Source organism: Candidatus Poriferisodalis sp. (assembly GCF_965203655.1).
Classification (GTDB): domain Bacteria; phylum Actinomycetota; class Acidimicrobiia; order Acidimicrobiales; family Poriferisodalaceae; genus Poriferisodalis.
Genome location: NZ_CBDBDD010000006.1, coordinates 287,504 through 311,159, shown reverse-complemented (window position 1 = coordinate 311,159; position 23,656 = coordinate 287,504). Strand labels below are relative to the sequence as shown.

At 67.1% G+C, this 23,656-nt stretch carries 35 protein-coding genes and 1 pseudogene; 28 read left to right on the top strand and 8 right to left on the bottom strand.

Annotated features, from left to right (window positions below):
- The 23 genes and pseudogenes from rpsC (at window position 1) to ACOGW9_RS07375 (ending at window position 11,831) form a co-directional block, all read left to right on the top strand.
- Window positions 1–888 (top strand): 30S ribosomal protein S3, encoded by an 888-nt coding sequence (gene rpsC, locus ACOGW9_RS07485; RefSeq protein WP_419909889.1) that lies wholly within the window; start codon window positions 1–3, stop codon window positions 886–888.
- Entirely contained in the window at window positions 888–1,304 is a 417-nt protein-coding gene (gene rplP, locus ACOGW9_RS07480; protein ID WP_419909887.1) for a 50S ribosomal protein L16, read from the top strand. The genes rpsC and rplP overlap by 1 nt, the downstream gene beginning before the upstream one ends.
- Complete coding sequence (rpmC, locus tag ACOGW9_RS07475; protein ID WP_419909885.1) at window positions 1,304–1,600, top strand: 50S ribosomal protein L29; 297 nt, start codon at window positions 1,304–1,306, stop codon at window positions 1,598–1,600. Before rplP ends, rpmC begins: the two co-directional genes overlap by 1 nt.
- Window positions 1,597–1,875, top strand: a complete 279-nt coding sequence (gene rpsQ / locus ACOGW9_RS07470; RefSeq protein WP_419909883.1) for a 30S ribosomal protein S17 — start codon at window positions 1,597–1,599, stop codon at window positions 1,873–1,875. Before rpmC ends, rpsQ begins: the two co-directional genes overlap by 4 nt.
- A gap of 30 nt (window positions 1,876–1,905) precedes the next feature.
- Entirely contained in the window at window positions 1,906–2,274 is a 369-nt protein-coding gene (gene rplN, locus ACOGW9_RS07465) for a 50S ribosomal protein L14 (protein ID WP_419909881.1), read from the top strand.
- Window positions 2,275–2,287: 13 nt separating this feature from the next.
- The gene (gene rplX, locus ACOGW9_RS07460; RefSeq protein WP_419909879.1) at window positions 2,288–2,629 is read left to right on the top strand and encodes a 50S ribosomal protein L24; all 342 of its coding nucleotides are present in this window, start codon (window positions 2,288–2,290) and stop codon (window positions 2,627–2,629) included.
- Entirely contained in the window at window positions 2,626–3,225 is a 600-nt protein-coding gene (gene rplE, locus ACOGW9_RS07455; protein WP_419909877.1) for a 50S ribosomal protein L5, read from the top strand. Before rplX ends, rplE begins: the two co-directional genes overlap by 4 nt.
- A gap of 35 nt (window positions 3,226–3,260) precedes the next feature.
- Window positions 3,261–3,446, top strand: a complete 186-nt coding sequence (locus ACOGW9_RS07450) for a type Z 30S ribosomal protein S14 (protein ID WP_419909875.1) — start codon at window positions 3,261–3,263, stop codon at window positions 3,444–3,446.
- A gap of 28 nt (window positions 3,447–3,474) precedes the next feature.
- Complete coding sequence (gene rpsH, locus ACOGW9_RS07445) at window positions 3,475–3,879, top strand: 30S ribosomal protein S8 (protein ID WP_419909873.1); 405 nt, start codon at window positions 3,475–3,477, stop codon at window positions 3,877–3,879.
- Between the two features lie 9 nt (window positions 3,880–3,888).
- Complete coding sequence (gene rplF, locus ACOGW9_RS07440; RefSeq protein WP_419909871.1) at window positions 3,889–4,458, top strand: 50S ribosomal protein L6; 570 nt, start codon at window positions 3,889–3,891, stop codon at window positions 4,456–4,458.
- Entirely contained in the window at window positions 4,455–4,814 is a 360-nt protein-coding gene (rplR, locus tag ACOGW9_RS07435; RefSeq protein WP_419909869.1) for a 50S ribosomal protein L18, read from the top strand. The genes rplF and rplR overlap by 4 nt, the downstream gene beginning before the upstream one ends.
- 10 nt (window positions 4,815–4,824) lie before the next feature.
- Window positions 4,825–5,475, top strand: a complete 651-nt coding sequence (rpsE, locus tag ACOGW9_RS07430; protein WP_419909867.1) for a 30S ribosomal protein S5 — start codon at window positions 4,825–4,827, stop codon at window positions 5,473–5,475.
- Window positions 5,472–5,681 carry a 50S ribosomal protein L30 gene (gene rpmD / locus ACOGW9_RS07425; RefSeq protein ID WP_419909865.1) on the top strand — a complete coding sequence of 70 codons (210 nt, stop codon included), beginning with the start codon at window positions 5,472–5,474 and terminating at the stop codon, window positions 5,679–5,681. The genes rpsE and rpmD overlap by 4 nt, the downstream gene beginning before the upstream one ends.
- A complete protein-coding gene (rplO, locus tag ACOGW9_RS07420; RefSeq protein WP_419909863.1) occupies window positions 5,665–6,156 on the top strand; it encodes a 50S ribosomal protein L15 in 492 nt (163 codons plus the stop codon). The genes rpmD and rplO overlap by 17 nt, the downstream gene beginning before the upstream one ends.
- 9 nt (window positions 6,157–6,165) lie before the next feature.
- Window positions 6,166–7,494, top strand: a complete 1,329-nt coding sequence (gene secY / locus ACOGW9_RS07415) for a preprotein translocase subunit SecY (RefSeq protein WP_419909861.1) — start codon at window positions 6,166–6,168, stop codon at window positions 7,492–7,494.
- Window positions 7,494–8,096: an adenylate kinase gene (locus tag ACOGW9_RS07410; RefSeq protein WP_419909859.1), complete on the top strand. Its 603-nt coding sequence runs from the start codon at window positions 7,494–7,496 to the stop codon at window positions 8,094–8,096. Before secY ends, ACOGW9_RS07410 begins: the two co-directional genes overlap by 1 nt.
- Before the next feature lie 40 nt (window positions 8,097–8,136).
- Window positions 8,137–8,250 (top strand): 50S ribosomal protein L36, encoded by a 114-nt coding sequence (gene rpmJ, locus ACOGW9_RS07405; protein WP_323671035.1) that lies wholly within the window; start codon window positions 8,137–8,139, stop codon window positions 8,248–8,250.
- An 18-nt stretch (window positions 8,251–8,268) separates the two neighbouring features.
- Entirely contained in the window at window positions 8,269–8,646 is a 378-nt protein-coding gene (gene rpsM, locus ACOGW9_RS07400; protein ID WP_419909857.1) for a 30S ribosomal protein S13, read from the top strand.
- 58 nt (window positions 8,647–8,704) lie between these two features.
- A complete protein-coding gene (gene rpsK / locus ACOGW9_RS07395) occupies window positions 8,705–9,100 on the top strand; it encodes a 30S ribosomal protein S11 (protein ID WP_419909855.1) in 396 nt (131 codons plus the stop codon).
- Window position 9,101: 1 nt separating this feature from the next.
- A complete protein-coding gene (gene rpsD, locus ACOGW9_RS07390; RefSeq protein ID WP_419909853.1) occupies window positions 9,102–9,719 on the top strand; it encodes a 30S ribosomal protein S4 in 618 nt (205 codons plus the stop codon).
- A gap of 20 nt (window positions 9,720–9,739) precedes the next feature.
- Complete coding sequence (locus ACOGW9_RS07385) at window positions 9,740–10,753, top strand: DNA-directed RNA polymerase subunit alpha (RefSeq protein WP_419909851.1); 1,014 nt, start codon at window positions 9,740–9,742, stop codon at window positions 10,751–10,753.
- A gap of 2 nt (window positions 10,754–10,755) precedes the next feature.
- Window positions 10,756–11,106, top strand: a pseudogene (gene rplQ, locus ACOGW9_RS07380) (50S ribosomal protein L17); the annotation flags it as partial.
- Between the two features lie 14 nt (window positions 11,107–11,120).
- Entirely contained in the window at window positions 11,121–11,831 is a 711-nt protein-coding gene (locus ACOGW9_RS07375; RefSeq protein WP_419910156.1) for an RraA family protein, read from the top strand.
- Between the two features lie 40 nt (window positions 11,832–11,871).
- Here the strand turns inward: ACOGW9_RS07375 and ACOGW9_RS07370 are convergent, their stop codons facing one another.
- The 7 genes from ACOGW9_RS07370 to ACOGW9_RS07340 all read right to left on the bottom strand — a co-directional run bounded on the left by ACOGW9_RS07370 (window position 11,872) and on the right by ACOGW9_RS07340 (window position 16,374).
- Window positions 11,872–12,810 (bottom strand): acyl-ACP desaturase, encoded by a 939-nt coding sequence (locus tag ACOGW9_RS07370; RefSeq protein ID WP_419909849.1) that lies wholly within the window; start codon window positions 12,808–12,810, stop codon window positions 11,872–11,874.
- Between the two features lie 122 nt (window positions 12,811–12,932).
- Window positions 12,933–13,268, bottom strand: a complete 336-nt coding sequence (locus ACOGW9_RS07365; protein WP_419909847.1) for a transcriptional regulator — start codon at window positions 13,266–13,268, stop codon at window positions 12,933–12,935.
- Window positions 13,262–13,894 carry a hypothetical protein gene (locus tag ACOGW9_RS07360; RefSeq protein WP_419909845.1) on the bottom strand — a complete coding sequence of 211 codons (633 nt, stop codon included), beginning with the start codon at window positions 13,892–13,894 and terminating at the stop codon, window positions 13,262–13,264. Before ACOGW9_RS07360 ends, ACOGW9_RS07365 begins: the two co-directional genes overlap by 7 nt.
- A gap of 109 nt (window positions 13,895–14,003) precedes the next feature.
- Window positions 14,004–14,408, bottom strand: coding sequence for a type II toxin-antitoxin system VapC family toxin (locus ACOGW9_RS07355; RefSeq protein WP_419910154.1), 405 nt, complete (start codon window positions 14,406–14,408; stop codon window positions 14,004–14,006).
- On the bottom strand, window positions 14,408–14,632 hold the full coding sequence (locus ACOGW9_RS07350) for a ribbon-helix-helix protein, CopG family (protein ID WP_419909843.1): 225 nt from the start codon (window positions 14,630–14,632) through the stop codon (window positions 14,408–14,410). The genes ACOGW9_RS07355 and ACOGW9_RS07350 overlap by 1 nt, the downstream gene beginning before the upstream one ends.
- Before the next feature lie 32 nt (window positions 14,633–14,664).
- On the bottom strand, window positions 14,665–15,414 hold the full coding sequence (locus ACOGW9_RS07345) for an ATP-binding protein (RefSeq protein ID WP_419909841.1): 750 nt from the start codon (window positions 15,412–15,414) through the stop codon (window positions 14,665–14,667).
- Between the two features lie 336 nt (window positions 15,415–15,750).
- Entirely contained in the window at window positions 15,751–16,374 is a 624-nt protein-coding gene (locus ACOGW9_RS07340; RefSeq protein ID WP_419909839.1) for a superoxide dismutase, read from the bottom strand.
- Between the two features lie 118 nt (window positions 16,375–16,492).
- Here ACOGW9_RS07340 and ACOGW9_RS07335 point away from each other — a divergent pair, with 118 nt between their 5' ends.
- Both ACOGW9_RS07335 and ACOGW9_RS07330 read left to right on the top strand, forming a co-directional pair.
- Entirely contained in the window at window positions 16,493–16,837 is a 345-nt protein-coding gene (locus tag ACOGW9_RS07335) for a hypothetical protein (protein ID WP_419909837.1), read from the top strand.
- Window positions 16,838–16,935: 98 nt separating this feature from the next.
- The gene (locus ACOGW9_RS07330; protein ID WP_419909835.1) at window positions 16,936–19,968 is read left to right on the top strand and encodes a M16 family metallopeptidase; all 3,033 of its coding nucleotides are present in this window, start codon (window positions 16,936–16,938) and stop codon (window positions 19,966–19,968) included.
- A 9-nt stretch (window positions 19,969–19,977) separates the two neighbouring features.
- Here the strand turns inward: ACOGW9_RS07330 and truA are convergent, their stop codons facing one another.
- Window positions 19,978–20,808: a tRNA pseudouridine(38-40) synthase TruA gene (truA, locus tag ACOGW9_RS07325; RefSeq protein WP_419909833.1), complete on the bottom strand. Its 831-nt coding sequence runs from the start codon at window positions 20,806–20,808 to the stop codon at window positions 19,978–19,980.
- Window positions 20,809–20,896: 88 nt separating this feature from the next.
- Here truA and ACOGW9_RS07320 point away from each other — a divergent pair, with 88 nt between their 5' ends.
- From ACOGW9_RS07320 to rpsI, 3 genes are all read left to right on the top strand, one after another.
- A complete protein-coding gene (locus tag ACOGW9_RS07320) occupies window positions 20,897–22,636 on the top strand; it encodes an N-acyl-D-amino-acid deacylase family protein (protein ID WP_419909831.1) in 1,740 nt (579 codons plus the stop codon).
- Window positions 22,637–22,732: 96 nt separating this feature from the next.
- Window positions 22,733–23,179: a 50S ribosomal protein L13 gene (rplM, locus tag ACOGW9_RS07315; protein ID WP_419909829.1), complete on the top strand. Its 447-nt coding sequence runs from the start codon at window positions 22,733–22,735 to the stop codon at window positions 23,177–23,179.
- A gap of 74 nt (window positions 23,180–23,253) precedes the next feature.
- Window positions 23,254–23,646: a 30S ribosomal protein S9 gene (gene rpsI, locus ACOGW9_RS07310; protein WP_419909827.1), complete on the top strand. Its 393-nt coding sequence runs from the start codon at window positions 23,254–23,256 to the stop codon at window positions 23,644–23,646.
- The last annotated feature ends 10 nt before the right edge of the window (window positions 23,647–23,656 follow it).

Sequence of the window (23,656 nt, the reverse complement as noted above, 5' to 3'; positions counted from 1 at the left end):
ATGGGTCAGAAGGTCAACCCGTACGGTTTCCGCTTGGGAATCACCACCGATTGGAAGTCGCGCTGGTACGCCGACAAGGAGTACCAGGACTACCTCATCGAGGATTGGAAGATCCGCGACTTCCTGCGGACTGAGCTGCCGCATGCAGCCATCAGCCGCATCGAGGTGGAGCGCACCCGGGATCGCCTGCGGGTTGACGTGCACACCGCCCGTCCCGGCATCGTCATCGGGCGCCGCGGCAGCGAGGCCGACCGCCTGCGCACCAAGCTCGGCAAGATCTCCGGCAATCCCAAGGTGCAGCTCAACATCCAGGAGATCAAGCAGCCCGAGCTGGAAGCAGCGCTCATCGCCCAGGGGGTGGCAGATCAGCTCGCCGGCCGTGTCGCGTTCCGCCGGGCCATGAAGCGTGCCGTGCAGAACGCGCAGAAGGCGGGCGCGCTCGGTATCCGGGTGCAGTGCTCAGGCCGGCTCGGCGGCTCCGAGATGGCCCGCACCGAGTGGTACCGCGAGGGCCGCGTGCCGCTGCACACGCTGCGTGCCGACATCGATTACGGCTTCCGCGAGGCCCGCACCACCGCGGGGCGCATCGGCGTCAAGGTGTGGCTCTACAAGGGCGACATCCTCCCCTACAAGGTGTCCTCCGACGAGCGCATTCACCGCGAGGCCGCCATGGCAACCGGGCAGACCTCCGGTGACGGTGCGCCGCCCTCAGGGGTCGTGACATCGGCCGGCCGGCGCAACGACCTCGATGAAGTGCCCGAAGAACCGGTCCCGCTGCTGCGTGAGGCCGACCCCGAGTTCGAGCGCCTGCTCGAAGAGGAAGAGCAGATCGAGCGGGCCACGCGCGACCAGTCCCAGACGCCCAACTTCAGGCCGGGAGACGACTGATGCTGATGCCTCGCAAGGTGAAGCACCGCAAGGCGCATCGCGGCCGCATGAAGGGCCGCACCAAGGGCGGCACGGCCGTGCACTTCGGCGACTACGGCATCCAAGCGCTCGAGCCAGGCTGGATCACGGCCCGCCAGATCGAGGCGGCCCGTATCGCTATGACCCGCCACGTCAAGCGCGGCGGCAAGGTGTGGATCAACATCTTTCCCGACAAGCCGGTGACCGCAAAGCCCGCGGAGACCCGCATGGGGTCCGGCAAGGGCAACCCCGAGAAGTGGGTCGCCGTGGTGAAGCCGGGTCGGGTGATGTTCGAGCTGGGCGGCGTGAACGCCGAGCTGGCTCGTGGCGCCATGGAGCGCGCCATCCAGAAGCTGCCCGTGCGGGCACGTGTGATCTCGCGAGAGGAGGCCATCTGATGGCCAAGGCCGCGACGCTTCGCACGCTGTCAGACGACCAGCTGCTCGACGAGCTCGAGAGCGCTCGCCAGGAGCTCTTCAACCTGCGGTTCGCGTTCGCTACCGGGCAGCTCGACAACTCCGCGCAGATGTCCGCGACCCGGCGTGACATCGCACGCATTCACACCGTGCTGCGTGAGCGTGAGATCGCTGCCGCCGACGCGCTGGCTGGCGCCTCGCAAGGCTCGGCTGTGTCCACTGGCGCCTCGCAAGGCTCGGCCGCAGTCGACACTGCGGAGACAGGAGACCCCTCATGAACACAGAGTCGGCACCCGACGCTGAGCGCAACCGGCGCAAGATCCGTGAGGGCATCGTCACCTCCACCAAGATGGACCGCACCGCGGTGGTCTCGGTGGTCGAGCGCGTGCGCCACCCCCGCTACTTCAAGACCGTGCAGCGCACCAAGAAGCTCTACGTCCACGACCCCGCGGGCGACACGCGTCCGGGCGACCGGGTGCGCGTCATGGAGACCCGCCCAATCTCGAAGACCAAGCGCTGGCGCCTGGTCGAGATCACCGAGCGGGCCCGCTGAGCCCCGAGCCAGAGAAGAACTGCGTACCTGATGATCCAGCAAGAGTCCCGACTCAAAGTCGCCGACAACTCGGGCGCCCGCGAGGTGCTGTGCATTCGCGTGCTCGGCGGCACGGGTCGTCGTTACGCCTCCATCGGCGATGTGTTCATCGCCACCGTGAAGGACGCGATTCCCGGCGCCTCGGTGCGCAAGGGCGACGTAGTGCGCTGCGTCGTGGTGCGCACACGCAAAGAGCGCCGGCGTCCCGACGGCAGCTACATCCGCTTCGACGAGAACGCCGCCGTGCTCGTCGACGACAACCGCCAGCCGCGGGGTACCCGCATCTTCGGTCCCGTCGGCCGCGAGCTGCGCGACAAGCGCTTCATGCGCATCGTGTCGCTCGCGCCAGAGGTCCTCTGAGGGGGGAGTGGAGATGGCACGTCAGCGAAACCAGCTGCCCCGGCTGCGAGTCCGCAAGGGCGACACCGTGCGCGTCATGTCAGGCCCCGACAAGGGCCGCGAGGGCGAGGTCGTCTCGGTCGACCCGCTGCGCCGCCGCCTCACGGTCGAGGGCGTCAACGTCGGCCACAAGCATCAGCGTCCCTCCCAGCAGAACCAGGAAGGCCAGATCATCGACTACCTGCTGCCGATCGACGTGTCGAACGTCGCGGTCGTGTGCCCCCGCACGGGCCAGCCGGGTCGGGTCGGGTTCCGTCTCGAAGGCGAACGCAAGGTGCGCTACCACCGGGCTTCCGGGGAGGAACTGCCGTCATGAGCGTGACTGAAGCTCCCGAGGCTGCCGTCCCGTCCGCGCGGCCCGAGCCGCGGATGAAGGCGCTCTACCGAGACTCCGTGCGCGCCCAGCTCCAGCAAGAACTGGGGCTCGCAAACATCATGCAGGTGCCCGCGCTCAGCAAGATCAGCGTCAACATGGGTGTCGGCGCGGCACTCACGAACCGGGGCCTGCTCGAAGGAGCCATCGACGACCTCAGCCGCATCTGCGGTCAGCGGCCGGCGATCACCCGGGCCAAGCGCTCGATCGCAGGGTTCAAGCTGCGCGAGGGCAACGCCATCGGCGCCCGGGTGACGCTTCGCCGCGATCGCATGTGGGAGTTCTACGACCGGCTCGTGTCGCTGGCGATTCCTCGCATCCGGGACTTCCGCGGACTGTCGCCGCGCAGTTTCGACGGGCACGGCAACTACACGTTCGGCATCACCGAACAGCTGGTCTTCCCAGAAATCGATTACGACAGCGTCAACCAGATCCGGGGCATGGACATCACGCTCGTGACGTCGGCAGTCGACGACGAGGGCGGACGTGCCCTGCTCGATGCGCTCGGATTCCCGTTCCGCCAGGGTCCCACCCCCTAGCACCCCTCTTCACACCTCCAGCAAAGGCAGTACTGATGGCCAAGAAGGCACTGATCAACAAGCAGCAGCGCACCCCCAAGTTCAAGGTGCGCGCCTACACGCGTTGTCGCGTGTGCGGTCGACCGCGGTCGGTGTACCGCAAGTTCGGGCTGTGTCGAGTGTGCCTACGAGAGATGGTCCATGCCGGCGAGGTGCCCGGCGTGACGAAGGCCAGCTGGTGAGGGGCCAGCAGATGAGGGAGGTGCGCACATGTCGATGACTGATCCGATAGCGGACATGCTCACCCGCATCCGCAACGCCAACCTGGTGTTCAAGGACGAGGTGGCCATGCCGTCCTCGAAGCAGAAGGAGCGCCTCGCGGCGATCCTCAAGCGCGAGGGCTACGTGAGCGATTTCAAGGTGGAAGGCTCCCATGGCAGCCCCGACCGCAAGCTCACCATCAATCTCAAGTACACGTCGGACCGGGATCGGACGATCTCGGGACTGCAGCGGGTCTCCAAGCCCGGGCTGCGCGTGTACACCAAGTCCGACAAGGTGCCCCGCGTGCTCGGCGGCCTCGGCATTGCCGTGCTGTCCACGAGCCGGGGCCTGATGACCGACCGCGAAGCCCGCCGCAACCGCATGGGCGGCGAGGTCCTCTGTTACGTCTGGTAGGAGGCGACGATGTCACGCGTGGGCAAGGCGCCCATCTCGATCCCCGACGGGGTGACAGTGACCGCACAGCCGGCCCCCGATGCCGCCGGTTCGACCGCTGGTGCCGTGGTGACGGTCAGCGGCCCGCAGGGTGAGCTCACCCGTGAGCTGGCCGCAGGCATCACCGTGAACGTCGACGACGGCGCCGCCACCTTGGGCCGAGCCGACGACAGCCGCTCGCAGCGGTCGCTGCACGGGCTCAGCCGGGCACTGGTGGCCAACATGGTCGAAGGCGTCTCGACGGGCTTCTCCAAGGAGCTGCAGATCGTCGGCGTGGGCTACCGGGCCGCGGCCCGCGGGCCCTCGGCGCTCGAGCTGTCGCTGGGGTTCAGCCATACGGTGCCGGTGACAGCACCCGAGGGCATCAAGTTCGAGGTGCCGAGCCAGACGTCGATCATCGTCAAGGGCATCGACAAGCAGCTCGTCGGGCAGGTCGCGGCCAACATCCGCAAGCTGCGCAAGCCCGAGCCCTACAAGGGCAAGGGCATCCGCTACATCAACGAGCGCGTGCAGCGCAAAGCCGGAAAGGCGGCGAAGTGAGCGTTCCCCCCAAGGCAGCGCGGCGAGCTAAACGCCGCAATCGCGTCCGCAAGCGGGTGTCGGGCACCGCCGAGCGCCCGCGCCTCGCGGTCTTCCGGTCGAACCGGCACATCGGCGCCCAGCTCATCGACGACGACGCAGGTCGCACGCTGGCTGCCGCGTCGACTCGCGAGGCCGCGCTGGCTACTGCAGGCGGCGGCAACGTGTCCGCCGCCGGCGAAGTCGGACGGCTGATCGCCGAGCGCGGCGTGGCGGCCGGCACCACAGTCGTGGTCTTCGACCGCGGCGGCAACCGTTACCACGGCCGCGTCGCGGCCCTTGCAGATGCTGCCCGCGAGGGCGGCCTGAAGTTCTGAGGGAGAACTCGTGGCAGATGCACCTACGACCGAGGCTCCACGGGAGCGCGGCGCCGGCCGGCGCCCGCGCGAGCGGCAGTTCGACAACCCGCGCAACAGCGGCGACGAGGGCCTGCGCGAGTCGCGGGTCATCGACATCAACCGTGTGGCCAAGGTCGTCAAGGGCGGGCGCCGCTTCTCGTTCTCCGCGCTCGTGGTGATCGGCGACGGCGCCGGCCGGGTGGGCCTGGGCTACGGCAAGGCGAAAGAAGTGCCGCTGGCCATCCAGAAAGGCACCGAGGAGGCGCGCAAGAGCCTGTTCGATGTGCCGCTGGCCGGCTCCACGATCATCCATCCCGTGCTGGGCGTGATGGGCGCCGGCAAGGTGCTGCTGCAACCCGCCGCGCCCGGTACCGGCGTCATCGCCGGCGGCGCCGCGCGGGCGATCCTGGAGGAGGCGGGCATCAGCGACGTGCTGGCCAAGTCCCTGGGCTCGTCCAACCACATCAACGTGGCCCGTGCGACCATCGCCGGGCTGGCTGCGCTGAAGCGTCCCGACGAGGTCGCCAAGCTGCGCGGGCTGTCGGCTGAAGAGTGCATCCCCGCCGGCCTGCTCGAGGCCTACCGCGAGACCGAGCGCACCCGCAAGCTGACCGATGCGGATGCGGGAGCGCAGGCATGACCCAGATCGTCGTGACCCAGGTGCGTTCGGCCATCGGGGCCAAGCCAAAAGCGCGTGGCGCCTTGCGGGCTCTCGGGCTCGGGAAGATCGGCCGCAGCCATACCCTTCCTGATCGACCCGAGATCCGCGGCATGCTGCGCAAGGTCAGCCACTTGATCACCGTTCAAGAGATTCCAGGAGAGGTCGGCGATGCTGAAACTGCATGACCTGACCCCGCCGCCGGGTGCGAGGCGCAAGCGCAAGCGGGTGGCCCGCGGCACCGGCGGCAAGGGCGGCAAGACCGCAGGCCGCGGCACCAAGGGCACCCGGGCACGGGGAACCGTGCCGGTCTGGTACGAAGGCGGCCAGCTGCCGCTGCAGGTGCGCATCCCCAAGCGGAAGGGCTTCACGAACCCGTTCCGGGTGGCCTACCAGCCGGTGAACCTCGACACGCTCGATGCGTGCGGCCTCGACGACATCACGCCTGAGGCACTGCTGGGGCGTGGCTTGGTGTCGGCGGGCTCGATGGTCAAGGTGCTGGGCCGCGGCGAGATCACCCGGCCGATCACGGTGAAGGCTCACGCAGCCTCCGCCTCGGCCCATGCGGCTATCGAGGCCGCCGGGGGCAGCATCGAGATCCTGCCGCCCACGTTCAAGGGCCCGCGGCCAGCCGCTCAGGGCAACCAGCACACCAATCGCTAGGGGCTCGTCGTGCTCGGCCACATGCGCAACATCTTCCGGATCCAGGATCTGCGCCGGAAGATCATGTTCACGCTGTTCATCATTGCGGCGTACCGGCTGGGCTCCCAGGTGCCCGTGCCGGGCATCGACTTTGACGCCATCGTGTCGTTGCGCGAGCAGGCCTCATCCACCGGCGGCGTGCTGGCGCTTCTGAACCTGTTCTCGGGCGGCGCGCTCACCAACTTCGCGATCTTCGCCTTGGGGATCATGCCGTACATCACGGCATCGATCATCATCCAGATCCTCACCGTCGCGATCCCGCGCTTCGAGCAGCTCCAGCAGCAGGGGGCCGTGGGCCAGCGCAAGCTGACCCAGTACACCCGCTACCTGACGCTGGGCATCGCCTTCGTGCAGGCCACCGGCATCACCTTCATCTTCGGGCGGGGTCAGGGCACTGCGCTCGGCAACACGGCGGGGGTCATCGTCATCCCCGACTTCACGTTCAACCGGGTGGCGCTGGTCATCCTGTCGCTCACGGCGGGCACGGCGCTGCTCATGTGGATGGGCGAGCTGATCAGCCAGCGCGGTGTGGGCAATGGCATGTCGCTGCTGATTTTCGCCTCGGTGGTGTCGACGATCCCCTTCGACGGGGCCCGCCTGATGGCGGTGCAGGGCACCGTGTATCTCGCGGCGGCGATCATCGTCGCCATCGGGATGATGGTCGCGATCATCTTCATCGAGCAGGGCCAGCGTCGCATCCCGGTGCAGTTCTCCCGGCGGCAGGTGGGCCGGCGGCTCTACGGCGGGCAGAACACTTACATCCCGCTGAAGGTCAACCAGTCGGGTGTGATCCCGGTCATCTTCGCCAGCTCGATCCTGTTCCTGCCGGTGCTGCTGTCGAACGTGGCGAACTGGGGCTGGCTGCAGACCGCCGTCGACGACTACCTCACCCAGCCCGACAACATCGCCTACATCCTGTTCTTCGGCGGGCTGATCGTCGGCTTTGCCTACTTCTATACGGCCATCACGTTCGACCCGGTGCGTCAGGCCGACAACATCCGCAAGCAGGGCGGCTTCATTCCCGGCATCCGGCCCGGGCCGCAGACCGAGCGGTACCTGGCCAGAGTGCTCAACCGCATCACGCTGCCCGGCGCGCTGTTCATTGCCATGGTGGCACTGTTGCCCAGCGTGCTGCTGTCGCTGACGAGCGACCTCGATGCGCTGGGCTCGGGCGGCGCCGGTGCGGCCATCGGCTTCGGCGGCGTGTCGATCCTGATCGCCTCCGGCGTGGCGCTGGAGACCATGAAGCAGGTCGACAGCCAGCTGCTGATGCGCAACTACGAAGGGTTCCTGGCCTGATGTCGGGCTCCGCCGCCCGACGGCTGGTCATCTTGGGCAAGCAAGGGGCCGGCAAGGGAACCCAGTGCGAGCTGCTGGTCAAGCGCTACGGCGTGGCCCACATCTCCACGGGAGACATGCTGCGTGCCGCGGTCGCCGCCGGCACCCCCTTGGGCCGCCAGGCCAAAGAGGTGATGGATGCAGGCGAGCTCGTCAGCGACGAGCTGATCCTGGGAATCGTGGCCGAGCGCCTCGAGGCGCCCGATACCGCTGCCGGCTTTCTGCTGGACGGCTTTCCGCGTACCGAAGCTCAGGCCGACGGGCTGTTCGCCCTGCTGGCGCCGCACGCGGTGAGCCGAGCGATCGACCTCGATGTGGCCGATGACATCGTCACGCGGCGCATGCTGGATCGGGGCCGCGCCGACGACACTCCCGAGGCGATTGCCCGCCGGCTGGAGCTGTACGAAGCCGAGACGGCGCCGCTGCGCAAGCTGTTCGCCGATCGAGGCGTGCTGGTCACCGTCGACGGCCTCGGCACCCCCGCCGAGGTGCATCAGCGCATCGTGGCGGCCATAGAGGCCGCACCAGCTAGCACAGTGGCGGCAATTGAGGCGGCGCCGTGACCCCTATACTTGCTCGCTCGTCTACAGCGCAGGTCCACCGATGAAAGTCCGTCCGAGCGTCAAGAAGATCTGCGACAAGTGCCGTGTGATCCGTCGCCACGGGCGGATCCGGGTGATCTGTGAGAACCCGCGGCACAAGCAGCGGCAAGGCTGAGACAGGAGTCCCGTATCGATGGCCAGAATTGCCGGCGTTGACATTCCGCGCGAGAAGCGTGTGGAGATCGCGTTGACCTACATCTATGGCATCGGCCGTTCCGCCAGCCAGCAGATCTGCGAGGACTTGAACATCGCTGAGCGCACCCGTGTGCGCGACCTCACTGATGCCGAGGTGGCTCGCATCCGCAACCACATCGACGCCAGCCTCACGGTCGAGGGCGATCTGCGACGGGACGTCGCCCAGGACGTGAAGCGCAAGATCGAGATCGGCTGCTACCAGGGCGTGCGCCACCGCCGCGGCTTGCCGGTGCGAGGCCAGCGGACCCACACCAACGCACGCACCCGCAAGGGTCCGCGCAAGACCGTCGCGGGCAAGAAGAAGGTACGCAAGTGAACGTGCGCGGCCGAATCTGTCGGCAACCTCAGACCGGACGCATGAAGGGCGGGCTGAAGTGAACCAGCAGCAGCCGGCTCGCCGCGGGCGTCGCAAGGAGCGCAAGAACGTCGGCGACGGCGTGGCGCACATCAAGAGCTCGTTCAACAACACGATCATCACGTTCACCGATCTGCAGGGCAACGTGGTGTCGTGGGCGTCGGCGGGCAATGCCGGCTTCAAGGGTTCTCGCAAGTCGACTCCGTTTGCTGCGCAGCAGGCCGCCGAGCAGGCCGCCGAGCGGGCCATGGAACATGGCGTGCGCCGGGTGCATGTGCACGTGAAGGGCCCCGGCTCGGGTCGTGAGACTGCGATCCGCTCGATCCAGAATTCCGGCATCGAGATCAAGGGCATCCGTGACATGACACCGGTGCCGCACAACGGCTGCCGGCCTCCGAAGCGCCGGAGGGTCTGACGTGTCTCGCTACACAGGTCCCAAGGCACGCGTCTCGCGGCGGCTCAACACCAACATCTGGGGCACTGAGGGCGAGACGAAGGCGCTGGACCGGCGCCCGTACCCGCCCGGCGAGCACGGCCGTGGACGCCGGCGCAGCCAGAATTCCGAGTTCCTGATGCAGCTGCAGGAGAAGCAGAAGTGCCGCTTCACCTACGGGATGACCGAGCGGCAGTTCCGCAATCTCTATGAGGAAGCCGCCCGCCAGCGGGGCGTCACCGGCGAGAACCTGTTGCGGCTGCTGGAACTGCGCCTCGACAACATCGTGTACCGGGTCGGTTGGGCCGCGACCCGCCCGCAGGCCCGCCAGTTCGTGAGTCACGGCCACATCGACGTCAACGGTCGCCGGGTGAACATTCCCAGCTACCGGGCCCGCAAGGACGACGTCATCTCGTTGCGCGCGCGGTCCCGCGAGATCGTCACCATCCGGTGGAATCTCGACGTGCTGGATCGCACGCCGCCGCCGTGGCTCGAGGCGAGCGACGGTGCCCAGCAGGTCACCGTGCGCGAGCTGCCGATCCGGTCTCAGATCGAGATCCCGGTGCGCGAGCAGCTCATCGTCGAGCTCTACAGCAAGTAATCACCCACGAAGGGGTCAATGTGTCCGTCTCCGACACCTTGGTCATGCACCGACCGACAATCGACATCCTGGGCGAGCCCGATCCCAATCGGCAGCGCTTCGCCATCGGCCCGTTGGAGCCCGGCTTCGGGCACACGCTGGGCAACTCGCTGCGGCGCACGCTGCTGTCGTCGATCCCCGGTGCCGCGATCACTCAGGTCCAGTTCGACGATGCGCTCCACGAGTTCACCACCATCGAAGGTGTGGTCGAGGACGTCACTGACATCGTCTTGAACCTCAAGGACATCGTGCTGCGGTGCCACAGCGACGAGCCCGTTGCTGTGCGTCTCGACGAGCGCGGCGTGGGTCCGGTGCTCGCTGGCCATGTCGACTGGGGTGTCGATGTCGAGTGCCTGACGCCCGATCTGCACATCGCAACGCTGGGCGAGGGAGCACGGCTCGCAATGGACCTGACGGTCGAGCGCGGCTGGGGCTACTCGGCCCCCGACAGCGACCGCATCGGCGGCGCGATCGGCGTGATTCTCATCGACGCGCTGTTCAGCCCGGTGCGGCGTGTGGCCGTCGAAGTCGAGCCGGTGCGCGTGGAGCAGTCCACCGATTTCGACCGGCTGGTGCTCGACATCGAGACCGACGGCGCAATGACCCCGCGCGAAGCGCTGGCATCGGCCGGCGACACGCTGTGCCGGCTGATGCTTATGATTGCCGAGCTCTCGCCGGAGAACCTCGGACTTGACATCGCCGATGTGGCGGTGAGCGACGGCCGCACCAGCGACCTGGAGCGACCGATCGAGGATCTGGGTCTGTCCGAGCGGGCACGCAACTGCCTCAAGCGCGCGCAGTTCAACACGATCGGCGAGCTGCTCGATCAATCCGTGGAAGAGCTGATGACCGTGCCGAACTTCGGCCAGAAGTCGCTGGACGAGGTCATCGAGAAGCTCGACGAGCGAGGCCTGGCACTGCGTGGCATGAGCCCGACGCCCACCGAGGAGCCGTCCGAGCAGAACGGGTCGGCCGAACCGGCGGCGGTGAGCTGACGATGCCCACGCCCACCAAGGGCCGCCGGCTGGGCGGTAGCCCGAGCCACCAGCGCTCGATGCTCGCCAACCTGGCGGCGTCGCTGTTCGCCGCCGAGGCCATCGAGACCACCGAGGCCAAGGCGAAGGCGCTGCGGCCGTATGCCGAGAAGCTCATCACCAAGGCGCGCAAGGGCGGATTGGCACGCCATCGCCAGATCATCGCCAGCCTCAACGGCGACCAGGAAATGGCCCAGAAGCTGATCGACGAGATCGGTCCCCGCTATGAGGGACGCCCGGGCGGCTACACGCGCATCCTGAAGCTGGGCCCGCGCCGCGGCGACAACGCCCCGATGGCGCTGATCGAGCTGGTCTGACTCCCTCGTCGCTGAATGACATGACCGCCGATCCGCTGGGTGCCGAGGTGCTCGACGCTTTGGCGGCGCTGGACACTCCGACTATCTGCAACGCGCTCGAGATCGTTGCACCGCACCGCCGGGCATACGGCTACACCACGTCGCCGCTCGTCTGCCCCGATCCCGACACCGTCATGGTCGGCTACGCCCGCACGGCGACGATCCGAGCCGCAGCGCCGTCGGGTCGAAGCGGCGACGATGACCTCGCGATGCGGGTCGGCTACTACCGCCACATGGCCGAAGGCCCCCATCCCACCGTGACCGTCATCGAGGACATCGATGCGGCGCCGGGCTACGGCGCCTGGTGGGGCGAGGTGAACAGCAGCATTCACTCGGGGTTGGGCTCGCTCGGAGTCGTCACCAACGGGTCCATCCGGGATCTGGCCGACTGGGCACCGGGCTTCGGTGCGCTGGCCGGCTCCATTGGTCCCTCGCATGCGTGGGTGCACGTGGTCGAGTTTGCGGTGCCGGTGACGGTGCACGGCATGTCGGTGCAGCCCGGCGATCTCATTCACGCCGACCGCCATGGTGCGGTCGTGGTGCCGGTCGATGTAGCGGCTGAGGTTCCCGCGGGGGCCGCGAAGATCGCAGCCGCTGAGCGTGTCCTCATCGACGCTGCCCGCAGCCCGGATTTCGGCATCGAGGGGCTCACGTCGCTGCTCGACCCCAAGGGCGACCACTAGCCCCACCGGGCCCGCTCGGCTCTTGGGTGCAGTTGGGGGTCTATCGCACGAGCGCCGCGTTGCGGCGCAGCGACTCTCGTGCCTCGGCGTAACGCTCCGCGAGGCGCTGACCGACGCGTCCGATCCGATCGATCATCTTCATCAGGCCGTCGCGTGCAACCTCGGCGATGCTCGACAGCTCGGTCAGGCCGGGCAGGTTCCAGTCGCGCAGCACGACCGGTTGCAGGATCTGGTCATGGTGGATGGCCAGGTCGTAGATCCCGGCTTCGGCGATGATGCGGGAGTGGGCGTCGAAGTCGGTGATGCCGACTCCGGGCATGGCAAAGCTCTTGACTTGGTTGGCGATGGCCACCACCGCGCTGGAGGGGTCGATCTCGACCGCGGCGCTCATGACGTCGCGGTAGAACAGGAAATGCAGGTTCTCATCGAAGGCGACCCGCCGCATGATGGCTTTGCCGGCAGGGTCGTCGATGTGGCGCCCCGTGTTGAAGTGCGCGATGCGGGTGGCCAACTCCTGCAGCGTCACGTAGGCGAGGCCTTCCAGCAGGCTCGGCGGCTGGGGTACTTGCCCGCACTGCACCTGCGCCATGCGCGCCCGCTCCAGTGCCACGGGGTCCAGAGCGCGGGTGACCGACAGGTAGTCGTAGATGACCCGGCCGTGCCGTCCCTCTTCCGCCGTCCAGCGGCGAACCCACTCGCCCCAGGCGCCCTCACGGCCGAACAGCCGCTCGCTGTCACGGAAGTAGTACGGCAAGTTCTCCTCGGTGAGCACGTTCACGAAGAGGGCGCTGCGAGCCTCAGGGGTGAGGTTGGCTTCCTCAGGTGACCATTCGTAGTCGGGCGCGAAGTCTTGGCCCCGGCTCCAGGGCACGAGCGCGTGGGGGTGCCATTCCTTGGTTTGCCGAAGATGGCGCGCGAGGAGTCGCTCAACCTCCGGCTCCAGATCGGCGAGCGTCCGGGCATCAGCCTCTACCGGCATCGGGCTTCGCCAATCACCATGCGGGATGGAGCCTAATGATGTAATCCCACCGTTCAGGACGTGCCGAGCCATGAGGATCTCGCGCCGAAGCCAACCGTCAGCCGCAACGGGCGATCTCGGCGTCAAAAGCTGGTGCGCACGCCGAGGGCCCGCTCGAGGTTGACGAGGTACCCGGCAAACGCCTTGCGTCCTGTCACCGTGGCTTCGATCCACGTGCGGGGCTTGGCGCCGCGGAACTCCTTGGTCGTCGCCACGTAGTCGGCATTTTCCAGCTTCCGCAGGTGAGTCGTCAGGTTGCCGGGCGTCAAGCCCAGCTGCTTCTGCACGAACCCGTAGGCGAGCCGGTCCCGCTCGTCCAGTGACACGAGCAACGACATGATCTGCAGTCGCGCCGGCTGGTGGATGATCTCGTCGAGGTCGATGGCACCGCCGTCGGGCACGGCGCTGGGATCTACCATTCGCCGGTCCTGCGCACCCACATGGCGATGGCTCCGAGCAGTCCGAGCATCGCGAAACCCGACACTGCTGGTGCGATGTCATCGAACAGGTAATGCGGAACGTAGAAGGCCGCGGCCATGCCCACGCCGAAGGCGGCGATCACGGTCCGGTTCAGGATGCCGAAGAGCACGTAGCCGAGCGCGATGACGCCCATCAAGACGAAGGGGATCTTCTCTGCGCCGGACTCGTTCCACAGGCCCGCCGCGCCTGGGAGCAGTCCAGCGGCCGCAGTGACGGTCATCCAGTAGGCAAACACGCGGATCCCGGCGTGTTGCATGGCGAGGCCCGGCGACAGGGCACGGCCGGCGCGATAGCCGATGGTCATGCTGCCGATGACGCCGAAGGACGTGATGATTGCCCACAGTGGTCCCGGGAACCACGGGTAGCTGTCGGCGAAGTCGGTTGCGAACGTCGACACGGCGTACTGGGCGAGGTAGGCGATCGTGATGACGCCTGCCCACAACAGCAGGATCGCCGTGCTTCCGGCCGTGTACATGGCGCTGCGAGCGCCATGCATGGTGCTGAGAACGGTCTCCCAACCCTCGTCGGGTTTCAGAGCTGTCGATTCTCCGCTGTTTGTCGACATCACAACCTCCTAGGTCCGCGATGCAAACTAGTTTGTATCACAAACTAAACGCACGGGCAAGCAGTTGCAAGCGCAACTCCGTCTGCTCACGGTCTCGTTCGCGTCCGAGCTAGGGGAGTAGTTCCAGCCGTTCGCAGTGGTTCGGCCTCACGATGCCGAAGTGCCGCCGGTCGAGCGTCGCAACAGTGGTCACATCGAGGCGTTCTGCCAGGGCGATGACCGATGCATCGACGGTGCCCAGCGGCAGATCGTCATAGGCATGCACCAGTTCGGCAATGCGAAGCCAATCGCTGGCAGCTACCGGTTCGGTGATCAGGTCACCCGAGGCGAGATCGCCCAGGAAACGCACCTCGGCTGCGGTGCCCATGCGAGTCCCCACCAAGTAGGCCACCTCGGTGATCACCAATGTGGGAACGATCAGCGGCCCAGGATGGCTTGAGAGCAACTCGAGGCTGGCTGCGTGATGCCGGTCGTCTGCATCGACATAGGCATACAACGGACCCGCATCGACGATCAGCGCGATGACGTCACCTCACTGGCGAGGATCTCCTCGATGCGCTCGGAGATGTCCGACTGACCGCTACGGCCCGCCGCCGCTGCACCCAGACGTCGTCTCGGAGCGAGATGGCACTCGATGGCTTCTCTCGTCAACTCGGAGATCGTGATGTTGCGCCGGGCGGCCTCGTGCCGCAGCCGGGCGTCGAGTTCAGCGGGGAGCTTCACGGTGGTCCGCATCATGTATGTCAGCATACCCTCACGAGTGCGTGAGTTCACTGCGATGCCTGCCACAGCGTGCTTATCGGGAGCGCCCACAGCCGATCGCCGAGCCGAATCGGGAGCTGTCCGCTGTACAGGACGATGCCCGCATGGAAGCTGTCTCCCAAGCGATCACGAAGCCAGCGGAGGTGCTTGGCATCGTCGCGGCCCGCGGAGGTGGCGGACTTGACCTCGACCCCCACGAAACGGCCGCGTCGTTCGAGCAGAACGTCCACCTCGTGGCCCGACTGGTCGCGGAAGTGGTGCATGAACGTCATATCGGAACCGGCTTCGAGATGCGGCAGCAGTTCTGATACCACGAACGTCTCGACGAGCTGGCCCACCGCAGAGGCATCGAGCGACAGGTCGATGGCATTGAGTCCGAGGAGATGTGCTGCGATGCCCGGGTCGGCTACGTGCACCTTCGGTGATCGCGTGAGGCGATAGAGGCGCTTTTCGTGCCAGGCCGGAACCCGCACGACCATCGAGAGATCTTCGAGCAGGCTGAGATGGGCATCGGCTGTGACTGCGGTCACGCCGGCGTCGCGGGCTGTCGCCTGCTTGTTGAGGACTTGGCCGGTACGTGCGGCGCACGACGACAGGACAGCCCGCAGCTTCTGCGGCTCGGGCCGGCCGCCCGCATCGACAGCGCGCTCGACGGCGCCGATGATCTCCGGTGCTTCCTGCAATTCGTCGATCACAAGGCAGCCGGAGACGGCGCTGAGCACACCGTCGGGGGTCTTCGCGAGCGGCGCGAGCGGCACCGAGGCGTGACAGGTCAACGGCTGCGTCGGCGAACTCTGCCGCTGAGGTGGACTTGCTGCACCCTGGTGGCCCGACGATCAGGACGGCAGCGAAGTCGCGCAACAGGTCATCGCGCAAGACACGCTCGCCGATTCTGGGGTAGCGATGCAAGCCGGGCTGCATGGCATGACTGCCGACGGCGTTCCGGCGTTCGTGCTATAGGTTTTCCGAGCGTTTCGCTATGTGATTTCCGCCGCCATCAGTAGGTGATTCGCGCCATGTTGACGGTAGATGCGGCGGCGTCGGCTCGAAGGCGGTCGCGCTCTTGGTTCGATCGCTGGGCTCTGCGGTGCCCGTCATCGGCTGCGGGCGTCGAGCGCGGCGCCGTAGTTGGCGGAGGCGAATTCCCAGCTGATGAGGTGCTCGACGAACGCATCCACGTACGCGGCCCGGGCGTTCTGGTAGTCGAGGTAGTAGGCGTGCTCCCACACGTCGATCACGAGCAGCGGAGTCAGGTCGTCGGTCAGGGGCGTCTGGGCGTCGTCGGTCTGGACGATCCGCAGCGATCCCCCTTGGTCGCCGCCCGAACCGTCGAACACGAGCCAGCCCCATCCCGACGCGAAGTTGCCGACCGCTCCGGCGGCAAAATCGGCCTGGAACGCGTCCACGCCTCCAAAGCTCGCCTCCAGCGCCGCCGCCAAGTCGCCGCTGGGCTCGCCACCGCCACCAGGCGACATGGACTGCCAGTAGAAGTTGTGGTTCCACGTCTGGGCTGCCGCGTTGAACAACCCGCCCGCTGGCAGCGAGCACACCAAGTCCTCCAACGCTCGACCCTCGTCGGGCGTGCCGGCGACGCCGTTGTTCACTGCCTTGACATAGCCAGCGTGGTGCTTGTCGTAATGGAAGCTGATCGTGCGCTCGCTGATGTGCGGGGAGAGCGCATCAGGTGCGTATGGAAGGTCTGGCAGCTGGATGGTCATCTGTTTCCCACGTGGTCACCGGCCCGGGCGAGTATGCCAGCGGAAGCCAGCTCTTCAGCGTCGCTCGGGCATGCAACCCGCGGCAGGGGCGTAGTCGCCGAACGATATGGTGCGGCGCGTGCGGCTGGTGGGCATATACGACGCAGACGGCGGGCTCGCTGGCGAGTTCCGCTATGCGCTCAGCAAGCTGAGGGGCCGCAACACCTGCGCCCTGTGCGACCTCACCTATGGCTGGAACCCGCTGGGCTCACGGTCGTGGAAGCAGGCCTGCGTGGCGTCGAGCGTCGATCTGGAGCTCGTGCACCGTGACGAAGCCTCGACCTCTCAGCTCGCTGCTGCCGCGGAACTGCCCGCCATCGTGGCCGACGATGGCGAGGGTTGGTCCCAAGTCATGACCAAGGTTGACATCGAGGCGTGTGCAGGGTTTCCTGAGAAGCTCTTGAAGCGACTCAGCGCACGCTGAGATTGCATGAGAACTTGTCCAGCGACCGCGGCCGCGGGCAGGTGATCGGCGAGTACCGTCCGATGCCGCACGCTGTCGGCCGAAAGACGAGTTCTTCGATGAAACCAGCCCTCTGGCGCAGATTTCTGGCCTTGCTCTTTGCGACCGCCCTGTTCGCGGCTGCGTGCGCACCTGACGAACATGACGCGGTCCGCGAACCCGAAGCGGCCGATGACGAGATGGCAGAAGTCCACGAGGACGAACCAGAAGCCGATGATGCTGCCGAAGAGACTGAAGAGATAGACGAGCCTGAGCCCGCAGACAAGCCTGAGCCCGCCGACGAAACCGAGCCTGCCGACGAATCCACCCCAGAGCCCATCGGCGACCCGGTCGATCTAGGCAAGTTCAACGACTACGAGCCTGCCGACCTCGATCCGTCGCTGCTGCCCATCGACCCTGACGTGGTGATCGGCCAGCTCCCGAACGGCCTCACCTACTACCTGCGCTCGAACGACTCGCCGGGCGATGCCGTCGTCATGCACCTCGCGGTCAATGCGGGAGGGGTGCTCGACCCCGAAGGCGCCGAGGGCGCAGCGCACTTCTTGGAGCACATGCTGTTCAACGGCACCGAGAAGTTCTCCAAGAACGAGCTCGATCAGGTGCTGCGCGACATCGGCACCGACTTCGGCCACGACCTCAACGCATTCACCAGCCCTGACGAGACCGTCTACATCCTCGACTTCCAGCTCGATGATCCCGAGGCACTCGATCTCGCGTTCACCGTGCTGGCGGAATGGGCGTCAGCCGCCACCATCCTTTCGGCCGACGTCGAGCAAGAGCGGGGCATCATCCTCGACGAGTATCGGCTGCGGGACGAATCGGCATCCGGCCGGATCTCCAACTTCCTCAATGCCATCTACTACGAGGGCACCGTGTATGAGGGGATGGAACTCGGCGGCAACGAGGAGTCGAACTCGTCGATCACCGCTGAGGTTCTGCGCGACTTCTACGACACGTGGTACCGGCCCGACAACATGGCCGTCGTCGTCGTGGGCGACCTGCCGGTCAGCCAGATGGAGGAGCTCGTCGTCGAGCACTTCGCAGACCTGCCGGCGCGTGCCGATGCTCCGCCTGCCCAGCCGGATCGGAATCCGTTCACGGTGCAGTTCGTGACCGAGCCGGTCACTGACGTCGTGACGCACCCCGATCACGGCCCCATCTATATCTCGCTGGACTGGCAGCTGCCCGCGTGGCCGACGGACACCCGTGGCGGCGAGCGGCTGCTGCTCATGGAGAACCTGATCGCGCAGATGCTCGACATCCGATTGGACGCCGCGTATCAGGCCGGCTTGATGGCCCAGGCGACGGAGCCCCACTTCAGCGCGTTTGCGGCTGCGCGCGGATTGCGGCTGTATGGCACCAACTACCAGGGTTCCGATTTGGTGCAGGCCACCACTGACTATCTGTCGGTCGTCGAGGGCGCGGCCCACTACGGCTTCACCCGGGACGAACTCGAGCAAGCGGTCAGCGCGATTCGCACGTCGCTCGACTTCCAGCTGCAGAGTGACGAGACGCGACAGGACGACGCGTATGCGATCGGCTACGTCCAGCACTTCCTGTCCGGATCGGACATCTCGTCCACTGCCGAGCGTGTCGCCCGCCTCGAAGGCTTGCTGGACACCTACTCGATCGAGGAGTTGACGGCGCACCTGCGTTGGGTGCTCGACATCGCACCACCGCTGGTCGTTTCCATCGGACCCGACCCATCAGCGGTGCCGGCCGCAGACGAGCTGCTCTCGGCTGTCGAAGCGGCGCGACCAATCGCCCCGCCGCAGGCAGAAGAAGCCGTCGACGCGCTGATGGAGGCGCCCAGCCCGGTCGCGCCCGTCGCCGAGGCCGCTGTTGACCTGTTCGACGATGCCTACGAATGGGAATTCGCCAACGGCGCCCGGGTCGTGTTCGCTCCATCGGACATCGCAGCCGGCGAAGTGAACGTCGTGGCCGAGAGTCTCGGTGGCTGGTCGACGCTGACCGAGGGCGATTCGGCGCTGGTGCGCCACGCGGTCGGCGCGGTGGCCTCCAGCGGCGTGGGGAGTGCCTCAGCGACCCAGCTCGACGAGTATCTCGCCACGACGACGGCATGGGTCAGCCCGTACATCGGAGAGTTGTCCGAAGGCTTCTCGGGTGGGTCCGGAGCAGGTGATCTCGAGGCGCTGTTCACGCTGATGCACCTGTACATCGCCGAGCCACGCATCACTGAGGTCGCCGTCGGCGAGCAGATCCAAGCCATGCAGACACGGCTTGCCAACGCGGAGACCTTCCCGCTGTGGATCTCCGAGTTGGAATTGCTCGGTGCGCTGTACGAGGGCAGCCCGTGGTACCAGTTCGTTGCCACCCAAGCTCAGATCGACGCGACGACACCAGACTCGTTGCTGAACCTGTACCAAGCGCGGCTGAGCGACGTGGACGACATGGTCGTTGCCGTGGTCGGTGACATCGACCGCGCCACGGTGGCCGACTTGGCGGCGCGCTATATCGGCACCCTGCCCGCCGGTGAGAGCGACACGTTCGTCAATCACCACTCGGGCTTCCCTCGGGGAGTTCAGCGCCTCACGATCGCGGTCGATGCCGATGCCGGCGCATCGGGCTTCGACGTGATGTTCGGTACCGAGGCGCCGATCTCCACCCAGACCAGGGTCGTTGCCGACGTGGCGGCGGCGGTAGTCAACAACCTGCTGACCGTGAGGGTGCGTGAAGAGCTCGGCGACACCTACTCGGTCGGCGCGTCGGTGTCGCCGAATGATGCCGTCGGGACGTGGGAGGCGCGCATCAGATCCACCGGTCCGTCAGAGGGCCTCGAGACCGGTCATGCGGAAGTGCTGGCGATACTGACTGAGCTGATCGCGGATGGACCTGCCGATCGCGACCTCGCCCAGGCGATCGCCGTGGTCCGCGACAACTACGTGCTGGAGACCAACCCGGTGCTGATCAACACGTTGTTGAGCCGCCATCACCGTGACGATGCTGACGTGGCCACTCCGGATCGTCGACGCGCCGCCCTCGACGATGTCACCGCTGCTGACGTGCAGCAGTTCATCGCGCTGCTCTTCAACCTCGACAACCGCATCGAGGCCTTCCGCACTGCCGAATAGCCGGCCGCATCAGCACGCAGAGTCGGGGTAGCTGACTGCGACAAGGGTCAGACCCTGTGGCGGCGCGATTGCCGCCGCAGCATCCCGGCTGCGCGCAGCCAGCACGGCTGGCACATCGCTGGCCGCGCGGTCGCCGCGTCCCACAGCCACGCACTGGCCCACGATGGCCCGCACCATCTGGTGACAGAAGGCGTTGGCCTCGATGTCGAATATCAACTGAGCACCGTCAGCACTCCAGTGCGCCCGGGTGACGGTGCGCACCAGCGAGGCATCGGGACGGCCCTTCGGCCGGCGGCAGAACGAAGAGAAGTCGTGCTCGCCGATGATGTGACCCGCGGCTGCGTTCATCTGGACGATGTCGAGCGGCGCCGTCACGTGCCATTCGAGGTCGGCAAGGCGGGGGTCAAGATGCGGGGCGTAGCGGACCCGGTATTCGTAGGCCCGGGCGGTTGCCGAGCGGCGCGCATCGAAGCTGTCGTCAGCAAGCGAAGCGGTCGTCACCGCGATGTCGGGGTTGAGCAGGCGGTTGAGCCCCGACGCCAATCGCGCTCGGCCGGGATCAGCCGCGGCTGGCGCGTCGCCGGTGATCCGCCGGAGCCCCTCGCCGCCGATCCGGAACGACACCACCTGCGCGGTGGCGTGGACGCCCGCATCGGTGCGACCGGCCACGGTCAGCACCGGTGATTCGCCGAGGATTCGCTCCAGCGCAGCGCCCAGATCGCCTGCGACCGTCCTCACGCCCTCATTGGCCGCAAAGCCGCGAAAGGCCGTGCCTCGGTAGGCCAGATCCAGCCGCACCGTCCGCTGCCCGGCGTCTGCGGCCGCCCCATGCTCGTTCACCGCTGGCACGGTAACTTCGCTGGAAGCGGTTCGGGCACGGCCGGACTTCGGCAGGAACGCACCGGCACGTCACAGGGGGACACGGCAGATGCTCGATATCAGGATTGCGGGCGGCACGATCATCGACGGCACCGGTGCGCCGCGCACCGAGGGCGACATCGGCATCCGCGATGGCCGCATCGTGGCCGTCGGCGACGAAGCCACCGCCGCGGCGGGACCCGCCGATCGCACGATCGACGCTTCCGGCCAGGTGGTCGCACCCGGTTTCGTCGACATCCACACGCACTTCGACGCGCAGGTGTTCTGGGACACGACCCTGTCGCCGTCACCGCTGCACGGCGTCACCACGGTCATCGGCGGCAATTGCGGCTTCACCATCGCACCGCTCGAGCCCGACCACGGCGACTACCTCATGAGGATGCTCGCCCGGGTGGAAGGCATGCCGCTCGAGTCGCTGCAAGAGGGCGTGCCGTGGGACTGGCGCAGCTTCGGCGAATACCTCGACTCGATCGACGGCACGCTGATGCCCAACGCCGGTTTCCTGGTGGGGCACTGCGCGCTGCGCCGGGTCGTCATGGGCGAGCGTTCGGTGGGCCACGAGGCCACGCCCGACGAGCTCGACGCCATGAAGCGCATGCTGGCCGACAGCATCGCGGCAGGCGGTCTGGGCTTCAGCTCGTCGTGGGCCAAGACCCACAACGACGCCGCCGGCGAACCGGTGCCGTCGCGCCACGCTTCGACCGGCGAGTTGATCGAGCTGTGCTCGGTGCTGCGGTCCTCTCCTGCGGTGGCAATCGAGTTCATCCCCACCATCGAACGCTTCGACGATGACGTGTACCAGCTGCTCGCCGACATGTCGGTGGCGGCCGACCGGCCGCTCAACTGGAACGTGATCTTCGCAAACGGCCGCCACCGCGATGTCATCGACCAGAAACTCGAAGCCAGCAACTACGCGGCGCGCCAAGGCGGGCGCGTGGTGGCACTCACGGCCCCGATGCCTGCGGTGAGCCGCCTGTGCTTCGAGAGCGGCTTCCTGCTCGACACGCTGGCCGGCTGGGCCGAGCCGATGGCGTTGCCGCCCACCGAGAAGATGAAGCTGCTTGCCGACCCCCATCGACGGGCCGAACTGAACGATTTGGCGCAGCAGCCCAGCGCGTTCCGGGGCGTGGCTCGCTGGGAGCGCCTGACCGTGGGCGAGGTCACCAAGCCGGAGCTGGCGCACTTCGAGGGTCGCACGATCGGCGAGATCGCCGACAGCCAAGGCACCACGCCGTGGGATGCCCTGTGCGAGCTGGTCGTAGCCGACGACCTCAAGACCGGCCTGTACCCGCGCGCCGCCGGCGACGACCCCGACAGCTGGACCATGCGCCAGGAGCTGTGGAATGACGACCGCTGCGTGATCGGGGCATCGGATGCCGGTGCGCACCTCGACTTCCTGGCGACCTTCAACTACTCGACCTACCTGCTGGCTGCCGCCCGTGACCGTGAGATGCTCGAGCTGGAAGACGCCGTTCACAAGCTCACCGACATCCCCGCCCGCCTCTACGGCCTCGCGGGTCGCGGCAGGCTGGCCGAGGGCTGGCACGCCGATGTCGTGGTGTTCGACCCCGACGCGGTGGGGCCCAAGCCGATCGAGGTCCGCGAGGACCTTCCTGGCGGCGCGTGGCGGCTCTACGGCGAAGCCGAAGGAGTCGACACCGTGCTGGTGAACGGCGAGGTTGCGGTCAGCGGGGGTGCCTTCACCGACGCCCGTCCGGGCACGCTGCTGCGAGCCGGCCGCGACACCGAGCCCGTTCGAGCATCGGGGTCGGCTGCAGCGACTGCATGACGGCATCCGGCCCGGGCGCCGGTAGCCTCGTGGGGCCGTTCACCCTGCCGAAGGCAGCTCGCGGCCGACCTCACAGACCTCAAGCGGAGTTCCAGCGTGCGTACCTACGCCCCCAAGGCATCTGAGATCGAGCGTGCATGGTTCGTCGTCGATGCCGACGGCATGGTCCTGGGCCGGATGGCCACCGAGGTCGCCAAGGTGCTGCGCGGCAAGCACAAGCCCGCCTTCGCCCCCTACATCGACTGCGGCGACCATGTGGTGGTGGTCAATGCCGACAAGGTCGTGCTGACGGGTGACAAGGCCACCAAGAAGCTGGTGCATCGCCATTCGGGCTATCCCGGAGGCCTGCACAGCGAGAAGTACGGCGATCTGCTGGCTCGCCGGCCCGCCGATGCGGTCCGGCGGACGATCCGCGGCATGCTGCCGCACAACCGCCTCGGCCGAGCGCAGCTGCGCAAGCTGAAGGTGTACGCCGGCCCCGACCATCCCCACGCCGCCCAGCAGCCCCAGCCGCTGGACCTGCCCGACGCAATGGCGCATTGAGCCAGATAATCCGGGCCAGACTGTCCTGACGCCGCCTTGACGACGCAATATCCGACCAGAAAGACACAGAGTTCGTGCCCGTACCGCTGACGCAAACCACCGGACGCCGCAAGCGAGCCGTCGCCCGGGTGAGATTCCGGGAAGGCAGCGGCAATATCGCCGTGAACGGCCGCCCCTTCGACGAGTACTTCACCTCCTCGGTGCACCGCATGAACATCACCGAGCCGCTGCGGCTGACCGGGACCTCTGAGGCCTACGACGTGGACGCCACCGTCGACGGCGGCGGGGTCGCTGGACAGGCCGGTGCGATCCGGCTGGGCATCGCCAGGTCGCTGCTCGTGCTGGATTCGGAGATGCGGCCAGCGCTGAAGTCGGCCGGGTTGCTGCACCGCGACGCCCGCATCAAGGAATCCAAGAAGTACGGGCTCAAGAAGGCCCGCAAGGCGCCGCAGTACTCCAAGCGCTAGCGGCTCTGCC